19 protein-coding genes and 1 tRNA gene are annotated in these 17,958 nt (G+C 62.1%); 7 read left to right on the forward strand and 13 right to left on the reverse strand.

Annotation, left to right across the window (positions count from 1 at the left end):
* Together glsA and ABRP87_RS10145 are read right to left on the reverse strand one after the other, a co-directional pair.
* Positions 1–974: glutaminase A (gene glsA, locus ABRP87_RS10140; protein ID WP_349868634.1), on the reverse strand; the 974-nt coding region annotated here is incomplete at its 3' end.
* A gap of 58 nt (positions 975–1,032) precedes the next feature.
* Positions 1,033–1,311: a DUF3618 domain-containing protein gene (locus ABRP87_RS10145; RefSeq protein WP_239269889.1), complete on the reverse strand. Its 279-nt coding sequence runs from the start codon at positions 1,309–1,311 to the stop codon at positions 1,033–1,035.
* 97 nt (positions 1,312–1,408) lie between these two features.
* Between ABRP87_RS10145 and bcp the strand changes: the two genes are divergently transcribed.
* The 3 genes from bcp to ABRP87_RS10160 all read left to right on the forward strand — a co-directional run bounded on the left by bcp (position 1,409) and on the right by ABRP87_RS10160 (position 3,569).
* Positions 1,409–1,876: a thioredoxin-dependent thiol peroxidase gene (gene bcp, locus ABRP87_RS10150; RefSeq protein ID WP_239269890.1), complete on the forward strand. Its 468-nt coding sequence runs from the start codon at positions 1,409–1,411 to the stop codon at positions 1,874–1,876.
* A 4-nt stretch (positions 1,877–1,880) separates the two neighbouring features.
* Complete coding sequence (locus tag ABRP87_RS10155) at positions 1,881–2,498, forward strand: TetR/AcrR family transcriptional regulator (protein ID WP_349868636.1); 618 nt, start codon at positions 1,881–1,883, stop codon at positions 2,496–2,498.
* Between the two features lie 84 nt (positions 2,499–2,582).
* Complete coding sequence (locus ABRP87_RS10160) at positions 2,583–3,569, forward strand: HNH endonuclease signature motif containing protein (protein ID WP_349868638.1); 987 nt, start codon at positions 2,583–2,585, stop codon at positions 3,567–3,569.
* A gap of 21 nt (positions 3,570–3,590) precedes the next feature.
* Here the strand turns inward: ABRP87_RS10160 and bioD are convergent, their stop codons facing one another.
* Positions 3,591–4,265, reverse strand: coding sequence for a dethiobiotin synthase (bioD, locus tag ABRP87_RS10165; RefSeq protein ID WP_349868640.1), 675 nt, complete (start codon positions 4,263–4,265; stop codon positions 3,591–3,593).
* Complete coding sequence (locus ABRP87_RS10170; protein WP_349868658.1) at positions 4,262–5,536, reverse strand: adenosylmethionine--8-amino-7-oxononanoate transaminase; 1,275 nt, start codon at positions 5,534–5,536, stop codon at positions 4,262–4,264. Before ABRP87_RS10170 ends, bioD begins: the two co-directional genes overlap by 4 nt.
* A 41-nt stretch (positions 5,537–5,577) precedes the next feature.
* Between ABRP87_RS10170 and ABRP87_RS10175 the strand changes: the two genes are divergently transcribed.
* The gene (locus tag ABRP87_RS10175; protein ID WP_349868642.1) at positions 5,578–6,972 is read left to right on the forward strand and encodes a peptide MFS transporter; all 1,395 of its coding nucleotides are present in this window, start codon (positions 5,578–5,580) and stop codon (positions 6,970–6,972) included.
* A gap of 4 nt (positions 6,973–6,976) precedes the next feature.
* On the opposite strand, the gene ABRP87_RS10180 is transcribed toward ABRP87_RS10175, so the two are convergent.
* Genes ABRP87_RS10180 through pflB form a run of 5 tightly spaced genes read right to left on the reverse strand, consistent with a single transcriptional unit; the run spans position 6,977 to position 12,423 of the window.
* Positions 6,977–7,882, reverse strand: coding sequence for an SPFH domain-containing protein (locus ABRP87_RS10180; protein ID WP_284771626.1), 906 nt, complete (start codon positions 7,880–7,882; stop codon positions 6,977–6,979).
* Positions 7,883–7,938: 56 nt separating this feature from the next.
* A complete protein-coding gene (locus ABRP87_RS10185) occupies positions 7,939–9,177 on the reverse strand; it encodes an alpha/beta fold hydrolase (RefSeq protein WP_349868644.1) in 1,239 nt (412 codons plus the stop codon).
* Positions 9,178–9,188: 11 nt separating this feature from the next.
* The gene (pflA, locus tag ABRP87_RS10190; protein WP_349868646.1) at positions 9,189–10,058 is read right to left on the reverse strand and encodes a pyruvate formate-lyase-activating protein; all 870 of its coding nucleotides are present in this window, start codon (positions 10,056–10,058) and stop codon (positions 9,189–9,191) included.
* Between the two features lie 2 nt (positions 10,059–10,060).
* Positions 10,061–10,312, reverse strand: a complete 252-nt coding sequence (gene grcA2, locus ABRP87_RS10195; protein ID WP_255716700.1) for an autonomous glycyl radical cofactor GrcA2 — start codon at positions 10,310–10,312, stop codon at positions 10,061–10,063.
* Positions 10,313–10,335: 23 nt separating this feature from the next.
* Complete coding sequence (pflB, locus tag ABRP87_RS10200; RefSeq protein ID WP_349868648.1) at positions 10,336–12,423, reverse strand: formate C-acetyltransferase; 2,088 nt, start codon at positions 12,421–12,423, stop codon at positions 10,336–10,338.
* Between the two features lie 310 nt (positions 12,424–12,733).
* Between pflB and ABRP87_RS10205 the strand changes: the two genes are divergently transcribed.
* The gene (locus ABRP87_RS10205; RefSeq protein ID WP_349868650.1) at positions 12,734–14,641 is read left to right on the forward strand and encodes a solute carrier family 23 protein; all 1,908 of its coding nucleotides are present in this window, start codon (positions 12,734–12,736) and stop codon (positions 14,639–14,641) included.
* Positions 14,642–14,693: 52 nt separating this feature from the next.
* Here the strand turns inward: ABRP87_RS10205 and ABRP87_RS10210 are convergent.
* Positions 14,694–14,775 (reverse strand) — tRNA-Leu (locus ABRP87_RS10210).
* 96 nt (positions 14,776–14,871) lie between these two features.
* Here ABRP87_RS10210 and ABRP87_RS10215 point away from each other — a divergent pair.
* Positions 14,872–15,372 (forward strand): MreC domain-containing protein, encoded by a 501-nt coding sequence (locus ABRP87_RS10215; protein WP_284869605.1) that lies wholly within the window; start codon positions 14,872–14,874, stop codon positions 15,370–15,372.
* 3 nt (positions 15,373–15,375) lie between these two features.
* Complete coding sequence (locus ABRP87_RS10220) at positions 15,376–15,726, forward strand: DUF3817 domain-containing protein (protein ID WP_023023696.1); 351 nt, start codon at positions 15,376–15,378, stop codon at positions 15,724–15,726.
* On the opposite strand, the gene rdgB is transcribed toward ABRP87_RS10220, so the two are convergent.
* Genes rdgB through ABRP87_RS10235 form a run of 3 tightly spaced genes read right to left on the reverse strand, consistent with a single transcriptional unit; the run spans position 15,727 to position 17,828 of the window.
* On the reverse strand, positions 15,727–16,329 hold the full coding sequence (rdgB, locus tag ABRP87_RS10225) for an RdgB/HAM1 family non-canonical purine NTP pyrophosphatase (protein ID WP_349868652.1): 603 nt from the start codon (positions 16,327–16,329) through the stop codon (positions 15,727–15,729).
* Complete coding sequence (gene rph / locus ABRP87_RS10230) at positions 16,323–17,051, reverse strand: ribonuclease PH (RefSeq protein ID WP_349868654.1); 729 nt, start codon at positions 17,049–17,051, stop codon at positions 16,323–16,325. Before rph ends, rdgB begins: the two co-directional genes overlap by 7 nt.
* A gap of 15 nt (positions 17,052–17,066) precedes the next feature.
* The gene (locus ABRP87_RS10235) at positions 17,067–17,828 is read right to left on the reverse strand and encodes an MBL fold metallo-hydrolase (RefSeq protein ID WP_349868656.1); all 762 of its coding nucleotides are present in this window, start codon (positions 17,826–17,828) and stop codon (positions 17,067–17,069) included.
* Positions 17,829–17,958: the final 130 nt, after the last annotated feature.

Genomic DNA, 17,958 nt, shown 5'->3' on the forward strand with positions numbered 1-17,958 from the left:
TCCTCGGTCTCCATCCTGCGCACGGGGTGCACGCCGTAGCGCTCATCCGTGGACATCAAGTGCAGCCCCATATCCTTCGAGAGCAAGGTCAAGGCATCCACCCCACGGACGGAATTGCCCTCCTTGTTAAGCCGCGGCGAAAACGTCGCTACCCCCAATTGGCCAGGCAGGGTTCCCAGCAGGCCGCCCGAAACACCGGATTTCGCCGGGATACCAACCTCGGCCATCCAGCGCCCAGCGCCGTCGTACATGCCCGCAGAGCTCATGACAGAAAGCGTCAGGCGGCAGACATCGGCATCGAGGATCTTCTCCCCCGTCACCGGCTGCGTGCCACCATTGGCCAAGGTGGCAGACATCACGGCGAGGTCGCGCACCGTGACCTTAATCGAGCACTGCTCCACGTAGGTCGAAACCGCATCGTGGGCCTCGTCCTGGATGATGTCGTAATTGCGCAGCATGTGCGCCAAAGACAGGTTCCTATCAGAGACCTGCAGCTCGGAATCGCGCACCTTTTCATCGAGTTTCAGCTCGCGGCCCGCCAGCCGCGAAAAGTAGGTGCGCAGCTGTTCCACGCGCTCGGCCGGATCCGAATCCACGCCATTAATTAGCTGCGTTACCGCGATCGCGCCCGCATTAATCATCGGATTCACCGGCCGGTGATCATCGCGGTTGAGCGAAAGCTCATTGAAGGCCTCGCCGGACGGTTCCATGCCGACGATCTCGCGCACCGCATCCAAACCGAGCTCCTGCAGCGCTAGGGCATACGCAAAAGGCTTCGACACGGACTGCAGGGTGAATTCCACCTCAGCATCGCCGGCGGAATACACATGCCCCGTCGTGGTGCAGATGGCCACGCCGAGGTAGTCCGGTTCCGCCTTCGCGAGCTCGGGAATATAGTCCGCCACCGCGCCGCTGCGATTTCCTCGCACCCGAGTCAAAATTTCCTGCAAATAAAAAGGAATTGGAGTTTTCATCGCGACCTAGCATACGAAAAAAGCCCCCACGGCGCGCGTGGGGGTAAGGCGGGGAAAATTAGTGGCGCTCAGACAGCAGGCGCTGCAATTCCTTCAGGTCGCTCTTGCGGCGACGCGAGCGGAACACGGAAAAGGCAATCAGCCCAACGACGGCGGCGCCGACGCCACCGAGTACCAGCTGCACGTTGCGGTCCTGCAACTTTTCGGTGGCGGCATCCTTGGCGTCATCGACGAGGTTTTGCGGCTTGCTGCGATCCGCAATTTCATCCAGGGTGCTAGCCAGCTGGCGCCGGGTGCGTTCGATATCGCGTTGAATATCTTCAATATTGCGTGCCACGGAATTCTCCTCTTAGCTTAAGTTTCGCTCTTAACGAGCTTATCTTACCGTGCAGGGTCTCCACCGCGCAGGCTGGGGAGCACGTAAAGTGGGGTCCATGACTGAAACTCGTTTGAACGTAGGAGATACCGCCCCCGCTTTTTCGCTTGCCGATGCCACCGGCAACACCGTTTCCCTTTCCGATTACGCAGGCCAGCGCGTGCTGGTGTACTTCTACCCGCGCGCCAATACCCCAGGCTGCACCAAGGAAGCCTGCGATTTTCGCGATTCACTAGAAGAGCTCAATGAGCTCAATATCGCGGTGGTGGGCATCTCCCCCGATAAGCCCGAGGCGCTGGCGAAGTTCCGCGATGACCACGATCTCAACTTCCCGCTGCTTTCTGATCCAGATAAGTCCGTCATGACCGCGTATGGCGCCTTCGGGGAGAAGAAGAACTACGGCAAGGTGGTCCAGGGCGTTATCCGTTCTACCTTCCTCGTGGAGCCGGATGGCACCATCGGCCAGACCCACTACAACGTGAAGGCCACCGGGCACGTCGCGCGCGTGATGAAGGGCCTCGAGTAAGCCGGTGGAGGAAATCCTCGTCCCGCGGCGCCGGCCAGCGCAGGCGCGCAGCCGGGAGCGCTTTGCTCGCATCGTGCAGGCGGCGCGCGCCGTGCTTGTCGATGTCGGCTTTGAATCCTTCACCTTCGATGAAGTCGCCCACCGTGCTGGGGTCCCGATCGGCACGCTGTATCAGTTCTTTGCCAATAAATACGTGCTCATCTGCGAGCTCGACCGGCAAGATACCGCCACCAGCCTGGCCGAAATCGAGCGCTTTTCGCACCTCGTGCCAGCCCCGCAGTGGCCGGATGTTTTGGATGAATTCATCGACCACTTGGCACGGATGTGGCGCGAGGATCCTTCCCGGCGCGCCGTTTGGCACGCCATCCAGTCCACCCCGGCGACGCGGGCCACGGCGGCCGATACCGAGCTGCAGCTCTTGGAGCCGCTCGCCGAGATCCTCCGCCCACTGGCCACCGAGCACAGCGATGCGCAACGCATTGAGCTGGCGCGCTTCCTTATCCACACCGTGGTTTCGCTGCTCAATTACGCTATTTCGGGCGAACCAGACAAGTTCGATTCCGTGGTCATGGAGCTAAAGCGCATGTTGATTTCGTATCTTTTTGCGGTGGCCGCGGGATAACTTTGTAGACGTTTATACAAGTTATCCACAGGTGGGCGCCGCGCCCGATTGGTACTGCGGTAGCGCGCGCCTAGATTTGCAGGCATGAACGCACTGCAGGCCTATGCCACCCAGATTTCCTCGGCGATGGATATCCTCGCCGAGGCCCACGGCATGCCTGAGAGCGACCTCATCGAGCTCGGATTGCCGGATGTCGAGGCCCGCGAGCTGCTCGCGCTGGCAGAGGTTTATTTCGGCACCACTTCCTTTAGCCGCAAGCAGCGCCTTGCCGCCGCGGGCGCGCGCCACCACGATTTGGTGACCCTGAAGCTCATCGAGAAGTACGCCACCCGTGCTGCCACCAAGCGCGCCGCGTGGAACCTGCGCGTAGAGCTGTGCCGGCAACACGGACCGGCCTCCGAGATTGCCCGGCTCGCTAAAAAACGCCTGCGCGAATGGCGCCCGCGCCGCCGGCCGCCGCGCGAGGGCGTACAACTCCTGCGCCGCCCGGATGGCCCGTGGACGATGCGCATTACCGCGCCCTCGTCCTTCCTCGCGGATCTCGATTCCGCCCTCGACCCCGATAACCCACTCGCATCCTTCCGCGAACTCCTCCGCGGCGAGGGCGCTGCCACGGTACAGACCACGACGAACGTGATTATCCCGCTCAACGCACTGGATCAAATACTGGAAGGCGATGGCGACGAGGTCACGCTTCGGCTCACCAACGGCTCGACCATTACCGGCGCGCAGCTCGTCGAGCGCACCTTTAGCGAACACGGGCTAGCCACGCTTATCCACCCAGTGAAGGGCCCGGTCAACCTGTATCGGACCTCGCGGTTCGCCTCGGAAAAACAGCGGCTGATGGCCGCCGCCGAAAACCCCACCTGCCCGTGGCCGCCGTGCAATCACCCGGCGGATAAGTCTCAAATCCACCACCTGCAGGCGTGGAAGCACGGTGGGATGACCAACGCGGACAACCTCACGGTGTGCTGCCCGTACCACAACGGGGTAAACCAAGACGATCCCAATGCCCCTCCCCTGCGCGGCCGCCTTGCCCGGGTAAACGGCAAGGTTCGCTGGGTCCGCTAGCGCTGCCTCATCGAGGTAGCGCTACTCGGCGTGTGCAAGCAGCTGCGCGCACATATCAGCGGGAAAATGCGCCCTGGCCATCCGGGCGAAGTCCTCCCGGCCGAGCGCACCCGCACCCTCTGGCACGCTGCCCCACAACCGGCAGCCCGTGACCGCCGGAAGCTCGTCCACATTCAGCTTCGTCGCCAAGTCTGGCTGTGCGCACAAGCTTCCGCCGATAAGCCCCATCACATTAATCCCGCGCCGCTCCGCCTCGCGAACGGTGAGCTCCGCGGCGTTGAGGCTGCCGAGGCCAAGGGAAGTGACAATGAGGAGGTTGGTGGCGACATCGGCAAGCGTGTAGTCGTCGGCCAAACGCACCAGCAGCCCGCCGGCTCCTTCCACCAGCACCACACGATCTGGCGCGTCCAACCCCGCCACCCAGTTCCCGAGCTCCTCTTTGGTCGGCGGCGTCATGCCCGCCCGGCGCGCCGAGAGGTTCGGTGCTAGCGGTTCGGGAAAGCGCGCCATCTCCGTAATCTCGACCCCGGCCAGGGCCCGCACCGTCGCCGCATCGCCACTATTATCCGGCTCGCCGGTCTGCAGGGGCTTGGCATAGACAACCTCGCGCCCGCTCTGGGCAAAAGCGCTGGCGATGGCTGCGGTCGCCACGGTCTTTCCCACGTCGGTATTGGTGCCGGTGATAAAGATAATCATCGCTTTCCTCCTGCCACCGCGGCGCGCACCCCGCGGCAAATCTGCGCAACCTCGTCCTTAGTGCTGATAAACGGCGGCATGGTGTAGATAAGGCGGCCGAACGGGCGCAGCCACACGCCCTGGTCCACCGCCGCATCCGTGGCGCCTGTCATATCGACATCGCGCTCCATTTCCACCACGCCAATAGCGCCCAGTACGCGCACATCCGCCACGCCCGGCTCGTCTTCCAACCCGGCAAGCCCCGCGCACAGCTGCTTCTCGATGCCCTCAACCTGCCCCCGCCACGTTCCCTCCAGGATCATGGCGGTCGCCTCTGCCGATACCGCGCAGGCCAGCGGATTGGCCATAAAGGTCGGGCCGTGCATGAGGGCTCGCGGGTGCATGCCCTCGGCAACCCGGGCGGTGGCAAGCGTGGCCGCCATCGTCATGAATCCACCGGTCATTGCCTTGCCCACGCACATGATATCCGGCACCACCCCCGCTGCTTGGGTGGTAAACAGATCCCCGGTGCGGCCAAACCCGGTGGCTATTTCATCCGCGATCAGCAGGATTCCGTGGCGGTCGCAGATTTCGCGCGCCCCGCGCACCAACTCGTGATCGTGAAAGCGCATGCCGCCGGCGCCTTGGACGACGGGCTCAATAATCAGGGCCGCAACCTCGTTCGTAATGTAGCCTTCCAGCTCGCGCAGGTAATCCGCGCGCGCCTTCTCGCTCGCCCCGCGCGTGGGCGGTGCCGGGGCGAAAATCTGCTGCGCCAGGGTACCGGTCCACATCGAGTGCATGCCGCCATCGGGATCGCACACGCTCATCGCGGCAAACGTATCGCCGTGATAGCCCGAGCGCCAGGTCAACATCTTCGTGCGCTCTGGGTGGCCGATCCCCTGCTGGTATTGCAGGGCCATCTTGATGGCGACCTCCACCGAGACCGATCCCGAATCCGCATAAAAGACCTGCGCGAAGTCGTTGCGCGTGAGCTCCATGAGATTGGCCGTCAGCCGCGCCGCCGGTTCGTGTGTGAGCCCGCCGAACATCACGTGGCTCATGCGGTCGATCTGTTCCTTGGCGGCGGCGGTAAGCCGCGGGTGGCTGTGGCCATGGGCGGCGGCCCACCAGGAGGACATGGCGTCGATGAGCTGGGTGCCATCGGCAAGCGTGAGGCGGACGCCTGCGGCAGACTCGACCACGCGCGTGGGCGCGCCGGGTTCGGCGTAGGGGTGCCAGATGTGGTGGGCGTCGATTGTCGCTATGTCGTTAGTAGAAATATCCACCAAATTAGATCTAGCACACACTATCGCCCGCTATAGTCCTTTTTATGAAAGTTCTTGAACGGCGTTCAATTCGCCGCGTACCCGTGGTTTTGCCGGCGGTTGCGGGCATCGAAATGTGGGAGCGCTTCAGCTTTTATGGCATGCAAGCCATCCTCGCGTACTACCTCTACTCCACCTCCGATGGTCTCGGCATGGAGCAAACGCAGGCTACCGCGCTCGTCGGCGCGTACGGCAGCCTGCTCTACCTCTTTACGTTTGTGGGCGGCTGGGTCAGCGATCGGCTCCTGGGCGCCGAGCGCACCCTGCTTACGGGCGCCGGGCTGTTGGTGTGTGGGCACTTTGCTCTCTCGCTCGTCCCCGGCACCGCGGGGCTTATCATCGGGCTGTTGCCGCTCGCGCTCGGATCAGGGCTGCTCAAGACCGCCGCGATAACAATCCTAGGCGCCGCTTTTCCCGCCGAGGCCGGCGCGCGCGACGGGGCCTTCCAGATTTTCTACCTCGGCATCAATATCGGCGCGCTCTTTGGGCCCATGCTGACAGGCTGGCTGGCCGAGGAATACGGCTACCACGCCGGATTCGTCGCCGCTGCGGTGCTCATGTGCTGCGGCTGCGCCACTTACGGCGCGCTGCGGAAAAAGATAGACGCGCCAACTCGTCCGCCTCATCCCACCCAGGCCCCAGGCAAGGCGGGCTTGGTCGCGCTGGCGGCGCTACTGGCCGGCGTGCTGATCATTATCACCGTTTCTCCGGCAACGCTGACGGTGCTGCTTCTTATCGCCACGGTAGCGGCCGCGGCGGGGCTTTTTGCCAGTATGCTGCGATCCTCGCGGGTCACCGCGGATGAACGGCGCCGCATCCTGGATTTCATTCCGCTTTTCGCCTGCTCAACGGCCTACTGGACCCTGCAACCGCAAATCTACGGCGTGCTTGCGGTCTATTCGGATCAGCGCCTCAACCGATCCATCGGCGGATTCGAGATCCCGCGGGCGTGGACGCAATCGCTCAACCCGCTATTCATCCTCCTGCTCTCGCTACCCTTGGCCGCGGGCATGACGCGCTGGGCCAACTCGCGGCGCGCGCTCATGGGTTGCGGCATCATCTTCGCCGGCGCAGGCATGTTCCTCCTACTGCGCTTTGTGGGAGGCGGGGAAAATTCCACGCCGTTCCTGGTGCTAGCGGGCACCATCTTGTTCATGTCGCTCGGCGAGCTCTTCATCGGCCCAGTGGGCATGGCCGCATCCGCCGCCCACGCCCCGCGGGCATATGCCACCCGCTTTTCCGCGCTGTACTTCCTCACCATGGCCATCGGCACCTCGTTGGCCGGTTCGATGTCGCAGCTGTACGATCCCACCTCGGCATCTGCCGAAACGACCTACCTCATCATCATGGGCGGCGTCCCCGTCATCCTGGGGCTGGTCCTCCTCCTGCGGCGCAGGTAAGCTCCTATCGCCCGGCGGACTCATCCAGGGCGCGGTCCGCCATGAGTACGTCGCGCATACCGCTGAATAGATCGCCCATTCCCTGCGGGTTGGACGGCATGTAGAGCACGGAGGCTTGGCCGTTATCCGAGACATCGACCATCGCGTCGAGGTACTGCGACACCAGCATGAGGACCTCGGGAGATTCCTGCACACCGGCATCGCGCAGTAGCTCGTACTGCTGGGCGATGCCCTCTACAATCTCCTTGCGCTGCTCGGCAACACCCCTACCCTGCAGCTTCTTTGCCTCCGCGGCACCCTCGGCTTCTTTGACCACGCGGATCTTTTCCGCCTCCGCCTGGGCGATGGCCGCCTCGCGCTCGCGCTGCGCCGCGTTAATGGAGTTCATGGACTCGCGCACGCGGGAATCCGGGCGAATATCGGTTACCAGCGTATTGACGAAGTTCCAGCCGTATTCGGCCATATTATCCCGGAGGGAGGCCGCCACGTTCTGCGCGATGGTGTCCTTGGAGGAAAAAGACTCGTCCAAGCCCATATTCGCCACCGACGAGCGCACATTATCTTGCACATAGGCCACGATCTGTTGCTCGTGGTTGGAGAGCATATAAAAGGCCTCGCGCTCGCGGCCTTCTACCACCTCGTACTGCACCGCAACCGGGATTTGGACGAAGACATTATCCTTCGTCTTGGTTTCCACCATTACGTCCAGTTGGCGCACCTGCAGCGAAATCTTATCGCGCACGCGGTCGATCCAGGGCATCTTGAAGTGCAACCCCGCGTGGGCGACTGTCTGGAATTTACCCAACCGTTCCAAGATGGCCGCCTCGCGGGTACGCACGATGTAATAGCCATCAAATACGGTGGCGAGAATCAGCAAGATGATGATACCGATGATGATTAAGCTCAACATTTTCTCTCCCTAACTACGTATGTGAAATTAATTTTCGCACAGGCGGAAAGCGTTCGCTAGTGGTCATCGATAAGCGCAAAGAGCTTGCCCATCACCTCCGCGCCGTTCTCGCCGATGCCATTGTGCTGGTACTCATTCGTCACCCACGGCCGCAGATCGCCCAAGTGCGCGGCGGTGGCCAAAGATTCCTCCAGGGGAACGAAAATATCGTCGAGGTAGATGGCGGCGGCGGTGGTGGGGGCATCGGCAAGCGCATAAGGCGCAGTAAATTCCCGCTCCGCCAAGCCGTGCGCGCCCTCCTTGAAGGCCTGCAGCGCCGGGTCCTCGTCGAACTGCCACGGGAAAATATGCTCGCCGGTCAGCCAAGTGCCGGACTCGGCAAACTCTGGGAACTCCTCCCGCACGCGATGCGCCGCCCACTGCGTCGCCGCCTGCCCGCCGCTGCCGGCATAAATGGACTCGTGGATCGCCGCATAAAGCGGGGCCTCCGCAAAGCTCACGCGCTCGCCGATGCCCCACAGGAAATCATCCCGCAGCACCTTCTCTCCCCGCACGGTACGGAAGGGCTCTTCCAGGAGGTAGGCCAGGCCGTCGAACCCGGTGCCCCGCCCCAAATCGGTGCCAATGGTGCGAAAGCGCAGCGAGGACAGCCGCTCGCCGGTGTGCAGGCGTTCATCGGAATTATCAAGGTGGGCGATGATTTCCTCGATGCGGCGCCGCACCCAGGGGAACTCGCGGTAGAAACGCTCCTGGCGGGCCTTGAGCTTGCTAAAAGTCGTGCGGTAGAGGTGATCCGCACCCTGCAGCGTGGGGATGCCGCCGGTGAAAAACGCGTGCTTGACGGACTCGGGAGCCTGAGACAGGTACGCAGTGATGCAAAAGCCGCCGAAGGACTGGCCGAACAGGGACCAAGTCTCCAACCCCAGGTGTTCGCGGAGGCGCTCGGCATCGCGCACGATACTGTCCTGGCGCAATAAGGCCAGGTGTTCGGCGCTGCGCTCTTCTGCGGGGCTCAGCCTATCGATGCGGTGCGATCGCCCCGTGCCGCGCTGATCGAGGAGGATGACGCGGTAGCGCTCGAGCGCCTTGCCGATAAGCCCCGTCGGTTTGACCGGCCGTGGGGCCGGAAAACCTGGGCCTCCCTGCAGGTACAGCAGCGCCGGCAAGTCCTCGCCGCCTGGCGGGATGATTTCGCGGGCATAGAGAGCAAAAGTTCCGCGCGGATTGTCATAATCCCACGGGACTTCCAGGGTGTGTTCAATAATATCGTGGCCGAAGCGGCGGTAGTGAGTCATGCCCACCCAGGTTAGTAAACCTCCAGGCCCTTCGCGCGGAACACGTCGCGGACTTTTTCCACGTCTTCCGGCTTCGGCGGCTTGGTATCTGCCAAGTGGTAGGTCATATCGAGCCCCTCCCACTTGTCCTTACCCATATTGTGGAAGGGCAGGACCTCGACGCGTTCTACATTGGACTTCCACCGCACCACGATGGAGGCGACGTTTTCTACGTTCTCGGCCGAATCCGTCAGGCCCGGCACGACGACGAAGCGAATCCACACCGGCTTGCCTATCGCGTTGAGGCGGTCACCAAAATCGAGCGTGGGCTGCAGCTGGCGCCTCGTTACGCGCTGATAGGTTTCCTCATCGCCCGACTTCACGTCCAGCAGCACGAGGTCGATATTGTCTAGGTCTTCATCGCGCAAGCGCGAGCCCAAGAACCCAGAGGTATCGATGGTGGTGTGGATGCCGGCGTCGTGGACTTCCTTGAGCACACGCCGGGTAAACGCAATTTGGAAGAGGGGCTCACCACCGGAGATGGTCAGGCCGCCACCGGAAGCTTGGAAGATGGGCTTATAGCGCTTGATGCGTTTGACCACATCGTCGACCCGCTCCAAGGTGCCGGTCTTCATCTCCATGGTGTCCGGGTTATGGCAATACTGGCAGCGCAGGGGGCAGCCGGACATGAACATGGTCATGCGGGTGCCCGGGCCGTCGACGGCGGTTACCAGCTCCCAAGAGTGCACGAGGGCGATATCGCCGGTGCGGCGCGCCTCCATGAGCTCGGGGCGGGTAATCTCATCGAGTTCGTGGTCGGTTCCCAGGCCCGCGGCAACACCGCGAACGCGCTCGCCGGATTCCGGCGACAGGGTGACCACACCAGTAATGCCATCAGCCATGATTATGAACCCTGGTGGAAGGTGCGGGAGATGACGTCAAGCTGCTGCTCCTTGGTGAGCTTGACGAAGTTGACCGCATAGCCAGAGACGCGAACGGTGAGGTTCGGGTATTTCTCTGGGTGCTCGACGGCATCTTCCAGCGTGGACTTGTCCAGCACGTTGATGTTGGCGTGGTACAGGCCAGAGTTCATCTTGTGCTCGTCGCGGCTGGCCTTCATGTCTGAAAGGCGTTCTGCAAAGGTTGGGGTTGCCATGATGGTTCTCCTTGTCGTGATTCTTATTGTTCCATGATGAAGCCGGCATCCAGCACGCCCACCAGGTTGGTGATGCGCTCTTCTGGGGTGCGGCCCAATCCGGTCGGGGTGATGGTATTGGTCAGCGAGATGCCGTCCAGGGCATCCTTGTAATCCAGCTTGCCCACCGACAGCATGGAGGCGACCATGCCGTGGTTATCCGCGCCGTTTTCGGGGTTAGCACCCGGGGAGAAGGGGGTGCCGGCCTTGTGGCCCGACGGGAAGGAGCCTGTTGCCTTGCCGTAGACCACGTTGGAGGTAATGGTCAGCACGGACTGGGTGGGGATGGCATTGCGGTACATCGGGATGGCCTTAATTTTCTCCATCACGGTGTGCACGATGGTGGCGGCGATGTCATCGGCGCGGTCGTCGTCGTTGCCGTAGAACGGGAATTCGCCTTCGGTGATGTAATCCGTAATCAGGCCGGTCTCATCCCGGACCGGGGTGACCTTGGCGTATTTGATGGCAGAAAGTGAATCGGCGACGATGGAAAGCCCCGCGATGCCGCAGCCCATGGAGCGGATGATATTGGAATCATGCAGCGCCATTTCCACGGCCTCGTAAGCGTACTTATCGTGCGAGTAGTGGATGATGTTTAGCGCCTCGACGTAAGTGCCAACCACCCAGTCCAGCATCTCCTCGTACTTTTGCCAGACCTCGTCGAAGTCCAACGGGCCATCGCCTTGAATCGGCTCGTAGCCTTCAACGACTTGCTTGCCGGAGACCTCATCCCGGCCGCCGTTCATGGCGTAGAGCAGGGCCTTGGCGGCATTGACGCGGGCACCGAAGAACTGCATCTGCTTGCCCACTTCCATCGGGGACACGCAGCAGGCAATCGCAGCGTCATCGCCCCACTCGTCGCGAATCTGGCGATCAGACTCGTACTGGATGGAGGAGGTTTCAATGGAGATGTGTGCGCAGAATTCCTTGTAGCCTGCGGGCAGCTCCGGATCCCAGAAAATGGTGATATTCGGCTCCGGTGATGGCCCCAGGTTGATCAGGGTCTGCAGGAGGCGGAAGGAGGTCTTGGTGACCATGTGGCGGCCGTCGCTGCCGAAGCCGGCATCGGACCAGGTGGCCCAGTACGGATCGCCGGAGAAAATCTGGTCATAGTCGATGGTGCGCAGGAAGCGGACGATGCGCAGCTTCAGCACGAGCGCGTCGATGATTTCCTGTGCCTGTTCCTCGGTGATGATGCCAGCGGCCAAATCGCGCTCGAAGTAGCAGTCGAAGAATGCGGACAGGCGGCCGATGGACATGGCGGCACCATCCTGGGACTTGATGGAGGCGAGGTAGCCAAAGTAGGTCCACTGCACGGCCTCGTGGGCGGTGCGCGCCGGCTCGGAGATATCGAAGCCGTAGGACTCGGCCATCGCCTTGAGCTTCTTCAGGGCCTTGATCTGCTCGGAGTGCTCCTCGCGGTAGCGGGCCCAGTGCTCGGAAAAGCCGGCATCGGCAATGGCATCGCGGGCCTTCATCTTTTCCTGGATGAGATAGTCCACGCCGTACAGCGCCACGCGGCGGTAATCGCCGATGATGCGGCCACGGCCATAGGCATCGGGCAGGCCGGTGATGATGTGTGATGAACGGGCGGCGCGGATGCGCGGGGTGTAGATATCGAAGACCGCATCGTTGTGGGTCTTGCGGTAGCGGGTGAAGATCTTCTCCACCTCGGGATCTACCTCTTTGCCCGCCTCGCCGATGGCCTGCTTCACCATGCGCCAGCCGCCGAACGGCATCATGGCGCGCTTGAGCGGCGTATCGGTTTGCAGGCCGACGATGACGTCATCGTCTTCTGAGATATAACCGGCCGGGAAGGCATCGATATCGGTCGGGGTGTGCGTATCGACATCGTAAATGCGCTTTTCGCGCTCGACTGACAGGTAGTCCTTTTCCAGGGTGTCCCACACGCGCAGCGTCTTATCGGTGGGGCCAGCAAGGAAGCTGGAATCGCCGTTATAAGGCGTGTAGGTGCGCTGGATGAAATCGCGGACGTTGATGCCCTCGGTCCAAGGGCCGGGAGCAAAACCTTCCCACCCTTGATACTGCTGGGGCTTAGTTGCGGTAGTCATAATTCCCTTCTTCTGGGTCAAATTTCCCGGGGCACATGCCGCCTTTTCATCCCGCAGCATCAAGCCCCGTCACTTCTTCATTGTCGGCTCGATTCACGAAATTAACAACCGTAAACATTGCCGTGAGCACCAGTTATAAACCGGTCATCATGCTTTGCTGGTAGCCCGATTCATATAAACCACCCGTACGTTTTTGTTCGGGGGCAATCCAGCCCCGATCGTGGCTTTGCTCACGTACGCTTTGGCGCCGACCTGCGTGTACCTCTACTGTTAAGGCGGTCAGCTTCGCTTCCGTAACAAGGAGGACTTCGTGGCGTCCCAGCCCAAGCACCCCGTAGACATCGTTCCCCCCGCGCCGAAACTCGCCGCCCTTGGGCTGCAGCACGTCCTCGCGTTTTATGCCGGGGCGGTCATCGTCCCGCTGCTCATCGCCAGCTCGTTAAACCTGGACGCGGAAACTACCATCCACCTCATCAATGCCGACCTTTTAACCTGCGGTATTGCGACGATCATTCAGTCGGTGGGCATCGGCAAGCATATTGGCGTGCGCCTGCCCATCGTGCAGGGCGTGACCACGACGGCGGTATCGCCCATCATCGCGATTGGCCTGGGCGCTACCGATGGCGAGGGCGGGGTGGCATCGCTGCCCACGATTTACGGCGCCATCATCGTCGCGGGCCTTTTTACTTTCTTCGCCGCGCCGGTCTTTGGCAAGGTGCTGCGCTTCTTCCCGCCGGTGGTTACCGGTTCGGTGCTGCTGGTGATGGGCACCTCGCTGCTGGCGGTATCGGCCAATGACTTTGTCAATTATGCCGAGGGCGTGCCGGCCACGCGCGATTTGCTCTACGGCTTTGGCACGCTGGCGGTCATCATTATGGTGCAGCGGTTTTCCACCGGCTTCGTGGGCACGTTGGCGGTGCTCATCGGCCTGGTCCTGGGCACGGGCGTGGCGCTCGCGCTTGGCGATGCCTCCTTTAGCGAAGTCTCCTCCTCCCCCGCCCTCGGCATTACGACGCCGTTTTATTTCGGCATGCCGCAATTCAACCTCGTGGCGATTTTCTCGCTGATTATCGTCATGATCATCACGATGGTGGAAACGACCGGCGATGTGTTTGCCACCGGTGAAATCGTCAAAAAGCGCATCCGCCGCGATGACGTGGTGCGCGCCATCCGCGCCGATGGTGTCTCCACCCTGGTAGGCGGCGTGATGAATTCCTTCCCCTATACCTGCTTTGCGCAAAACGTTGGCTTGGTGCGCTTGACCAACGTGAAATCGCGCTGGGTGGCCGTGGCTGCCGCGGGGTTCATGATCGTGCTGGGCCTTTTGCCAAAGGCCGGCGCGGTGGTTGCCGCGATTCCGTCGCCGGTGCTCGGCGGCGCATCTCTCGCGCTTTTTGCCAACGTGGCGTGGGTGGGCCTGCAGACCATTGCAAAGTCGGATCTCAGCGATGGCCGCAACTCCGTCATCGTCACCTCCGCGCTGGGCCTGGCCATGCTGGTGACCTTCAAGCCGGAGGTTGCCACTGCCTTCCCGGAGTGGGCGCAGACCTTCGTCTCTTCTGGCATGTCCATCGGCGCGATTACCGCCATCCTGCTCAACTTGTTGTTCTTCCACACCGGCAGCGCGAGCGCGCAGGTCTCGCGCGCCGATGGCAAGGGCGTGAGCCTGAACGAGCTGAACGAGGCCTCGCGCGAGGAGTTCACCGCCGCGCTGCGCCCACTATTCAATAATGAGACTTGGCCGCTGGAGCTGGCCTGGCAGTCCCGGCCGTTTAGCGATGTCAATGAGCTGCGCGCCGCCATCCAGGTCGCTGTGCTGACCGCGAAGGCTGACCGCCGCGATGCGCTCATCCACGACTACCCTGCGATGGACGAGCTGCTATTGGCCTCGTCTGATGAGGCGGCGAATATTTCCGCCGACCGCGGCTCGCTGGGGCTCAGCGATCTCGATGACGTGCAGACCGAACGCATTACCGAGCTGTCCACCGCCTACCGCGAGCGCTTTGGCATGCCATTTGTCGCATACCTCGATACCAATGACACGGTAGAGCGTGTGATCGATGCCGGCGTGCGGCGCCTCGCCAATTCCGATGCGCAGGAATACCGCATTGCGCTGAGCGAAATCGTTGAGATCGCCAATGACCGCTTCGATATCCTGCTTGCCGATGCCAACCCCGTCCGCTCCTCCTGGGACCGCAAGTTCACCGAGGTGGACTAAGATCCGCAAAAGCACCGCAGTTCTTCAAGCAAGTACTGCGGTGCCTTTCTTGTGCGCCCGGTGAGACTTGAACTCACACGTCATAAGACACTAGAACCTAAATCTAGCGCGTCTGCCAATTCCGCCACGGGCGCGAGCAACGTTGAATAGTGTACACGGCGCGCGGATAAACGAGAAACCAGGGGCATTCCGTATTGCGGCGGTGGATAGGTAGGCTGGGTGAGGTGAGTATGCACGAGGATCAGAAGAAACGGCGCGTGAAGGTGCGGTGGTGGCACATCGCCCTCGTCATATTTTTCGTGGTGCTTTTCCTCTTCCTCGCCTATTGGCAGTGGACGCGCTTCCGCTCCGGCTCGGGCACCTTCCAAAACTTGGGCTATGCCTTTCAGTGGCCGCTTTTTGCGGTATTCGTGGTCTATGCTTATCGCACCACGCTGCGCTATGAAAATGAGCGCCTCGCCGCGGAAAACGAAGCCCGCGAGATGGATTCACTGCAGGCCTCAGAAAACGCCTCTGAAAATGTCGGCGAAACCGCCGACGGAATATCTGGCTCGGCCGATGGTTCTGAGGAGAGGGACTCGGCGGAGAAAACCGCCATCGATGAGGATTTCTTGCCGCAGCGCCCGCAGTTGAATGTGGAAGAGTTTAATGCGTTGAATCAGCCTCGGCGCCGCCGCGGTTCCCCCGCAGAGGGACGCGACGAAGGCCCAACAGATAAAAGGAGAAAGTGAATCATGACAAACCAGGTACACCCAGACCGCAAGGCGCGCATCCGCGGCCCGCTGAAGTTCTTTTCCATCGCGGCCACGGTGACCGGTATCTTCCTGATCATCCTGGTCATCCGCATGTTCTTCCAGTATGTCTTAGGCGCGGAGATTCCGGAATGGGCGACCTATATCGCCATCGTGCACGGCATCGCGTACATGACCTACCTGCTCTCCATCCTGATTCTGGGCCCGCGCGCGCTGTGGCCAGCGAGCAAGCTGATTACCACCGCGCTCGCCGGCGTGGTGCCCTTCCTGTCCTTCTGGATGGAGCACAAGCGCCGCAAGGAAATCGAGGAGCAATTCCAGCTCAACGCATAATTAGCCAGCCAGCTCCGCGATAAGCGGGACCAGCTGGGAAAGGGCGCGGCCGCGGTGCGAGACCGCGTTCTTTTCTGCAGGCGACATGTCTGCCGCAGAACGCGACTCGCCTTCTGGTTGGAATAGTGGGTCGTAGCCAAAACCATTAGCGCCGCGCGGCTCGCGCAGCAGCTTGCCTTCCCAGCGGCCCTCGGTCACGCGCTCTGTGCCTTCGGGGGTCACGAGGGCGCACACGGAGACGAAGGCGGCGGCGCGCCGTTCGTCCGGCACATCGGCCATCTGCGCCAAGACCAGGTCATTATTGGCCTGGTCATTGCCGTGTTCGCCGGACCAGCGGGCCGAGAGCACGCCGGGCATGCCGTTGAGCTCCTCGATGGCCAGCCCGGAATCATCCGCGATGGTCACCAGGCCCGTGGCGGTGGCCCCGGCGCGGGCCTTGATGAGCGCGTTATCGGCGAAGGTGCGGCCGTCTTCGACGGGCTCTGGGTAGGGTTCGACCTCGGAAAGCAGGCGCAGTTCAACTCCCTCGATGCCGGCCTCGGATAGGATGCGATCGAGCTCGGCCAGCTTCTTCGGATTACCGGAGGCGACGAGGATTACCATCCCAGCGCCGCTTTCTGCGCCGCGATAAGCTCGCTGCAGCCCTTCTGGGCCACATCCAGCATGCCGTTGAGCTGCTCACGGCCGAAGAGGCCGTGCTCGCCGGTGCCCTGGATTTCAACGAAGTCGCCGGATTCTTGCATCACCACGTTAAGGTCCACCTCGGCGCGGGAATCTTCCTCATAGGGCAGGTCGAGGCAGATTTCGCCGTCGATGATGCCCACGGAGACCGCGGAGATGGGATCGAGCAGTGGCTCGCCGGGGACGACGCCTTCGGACTTGAGGTGCGCAATGGCATCGGCAAGCGCAACGTAGGCGCCCGTGATGGAGGCGGTGCGGGTGCCGCCATCGGCCTGCAGCACATCGCAATCGAGCTGGATGGTGTTCTCACCCAGCTCCTCCAGGTCCACGGCGGCGCGCAGGGAGCGGCCGACTAGGCGGGAAATCTCGTGGGTACGGCCCTTGACCTTGCCGCGCATGGACTCGCGTGGCATGCGGTCGTGGGTGGCGGACGGCAGCATGGCGTACTCGGCGGTCAGCCAGCCCTCGCCGGAATCGCGCTTGAAACGCGGCACCCCGAGTTCGACGGAGGCGGTGCACATCACGCGGGTATTGCCAAATTCCACCAAGACGGATCCGGCCGGGTTGGTGGTGAAATTGCGGGTAATGCGGACGCTGCGCATTTGGTCGAGCGCGCGCCCATCGGCACGAGTAAATTCAGTCATGCCCTCCAGCGTAACTTAGAACTGCATGCCCGCAGTACCCAGCACGATCTCGCCGTCGAATTCCTCCCGCGCCGCAGCCACGGTGGCCTCCGCATCGCCCCAGGGCTGGATGTGGATGAGCACCAGCGTGCGAACGCCCGCCTCCCGCGCCGCGCGCCCCGCTTCCGCGCCCGACATGTGCATGCCGGGGGCCATGCCCTCGGAGGAAGCACCCCAGGTGGCCTCGCAGAGGAAGAGATCGGCGCCGCGGGCGGCATCGACAAGCGCGGGCGTATAGGACGTATCGCCGGAATAGGTGATGATCTTGCCGGTTTTCGCGTGCTCGATTCGCAGCGCATAGGCCTCTACCGGGTGATTGACGGGAAAGGGGGTGATAAAGACGTCATCGACAAGCTGGCGCTCCCCCGCCACCCACGGGCTAAACGCCAAGGTATCGGACATGTCGTCGATCCCATCTACTTCGTCCGAGGACAGGCGGCCCAAGTGCGTCGGCGTGGCAGACGGGCCGAAGCAGAAGTTGCGCGAGGCGGCCGGGGCGATGGGATGGAAGCGGCGCCACACCATGAGGGAGGGAAAATCCGCGCAGTGATCCGCGTGCAGGTGGCTAAAGGCCACGTGGGCATCGCACGGATCCTGCAGTTTAGCTAACTGGCCCAGCGTGCCCGATCCCATATCCAGGATGATGGACGGTGCATTGTCGAAGGACACGACATAGCCGGAGGCAGGATTGTCTGCGGTGGGTACGCTACCGGAGCAGCCTAGGATGGTCAGCTTCATGGAACCAATAGTTCCATGAATCCGGCCCAAATGCTGGTACCGCGCGCAAAAGGGGGTGTTCCTATATAGTTTGTCAATCTCGCGGGTGGGGCGGACGGGGGCGGATCCTCAACTCGGGATTTTTTAGGTG

Origin of the sequence: Corynebacterium sp. KPL2830, assembly GCF_040225635.1 — a bacterium.
Lineage (GTDB): Bacteria > Actinomycetota > Actinomycetes > Mycobacteriales > Mycobacteriaceae > Corynebacterium.

Excerpts from the sequence above, each read along its gene's own strand:
- bcp (WP_239269890.1), top strand. The coding sequence starts at position 1,409 with ATGACTGAAACTCGTTTGAACGTAGGAGATACCGCCCCCGCTTTTTCG.
- ABRP87_RS10160 (WP_349868638.1), top strand. The coding sequence starts at position 2,583 with ATGAACGCACTGCAGGCCTATGCCACCCAGATTTCCTCGGCGATGGAT.
- bioD (WP_349868640.1), bottom strand. The coding sequence starts at position 4,265 with ATGATTATCTTTATCACCGGCACCAATACCGACGTGGGAAAGACCGTG.
- ABRP87_RS10175 (WP_349868642.1), top strand. The coding sequence starts at position 5,578 with ATGAAAGTTCTTGAACGGCGTTCAATTCGCCGCGTACCCGTGGTTTTG.
- ABRP87_RS10180 (WP_284771626.1), bottom strand. The coding sequence starts at position 7,882 with ATGTTGAGCTTAATCATCATCGGTATCATCATCTTGCTGATTCTCGCC.
- ABRP87_RS10185 (WP_349868644.1), bottom strand. The coding sequence starts at position 9,177 with ATGACTCACTACCGCCGCTTCGGCCACGATATTATTGAACACACCCTG.
- pflA (WP_349868646.1), bottom strand. The coding sequence starts at position 10,058 with ATGGCTGATGGCATTACTGGTGTGGTCACCCTGTCGCCGGAATCCGGC.
- grcA2 (WP_255716700.1), bottom strand. The coding sequence starts at position 10,312 with ATGGCAACCCCAACCTTTGCAGAACGCCTTTCAGACATGAAGGCCAGC.
- pflB (WP_349868648.1), bottom strand. The coding sequence starts at position 12,423 with ATGACTACCGCAACTAAGCCCCAGCAGTATCAAGGGTGGGAAGGTTTT.
- ABRP87_RS10215 (WP_284869605.1), top strand. The coding sequence starts at position 14,872 with ATGCACGAGGATCAGAAGAAACGGCGCGTGAAGGTGCGGTGGTGGCAC.
- ABRP87_RS10220 (WP_023023696.1), top strand. The coding sequence starts at position 15,376 with ATGACAAACCAGGTACACCCAGACCGCAAGGCGCGCATCCGCGGCCCG.
- rdgB (WP_349868652.1), bottom strand. The coding sequence starts at position 16,329 with ATGGTAATCCTCGTCGCCTCCGGTAATCCGAAGAAGCTGGCCGAGCTC.
- rph (WP_349868654.1), bottom strand. The coding sequence starts at position 17,051 with ATGACTGAATTTACTCGTGCCGATGGGCGCGCGCTCGACCAAATGCGC.
- ABRP87_RS10235 (WP_349868656.1), bottom strand. The coding sequence starts at position 17,828 with ATGAAGCTGACCATCCTAGGCTGCTCCGGTAGCGTACCCACCGCAGAC.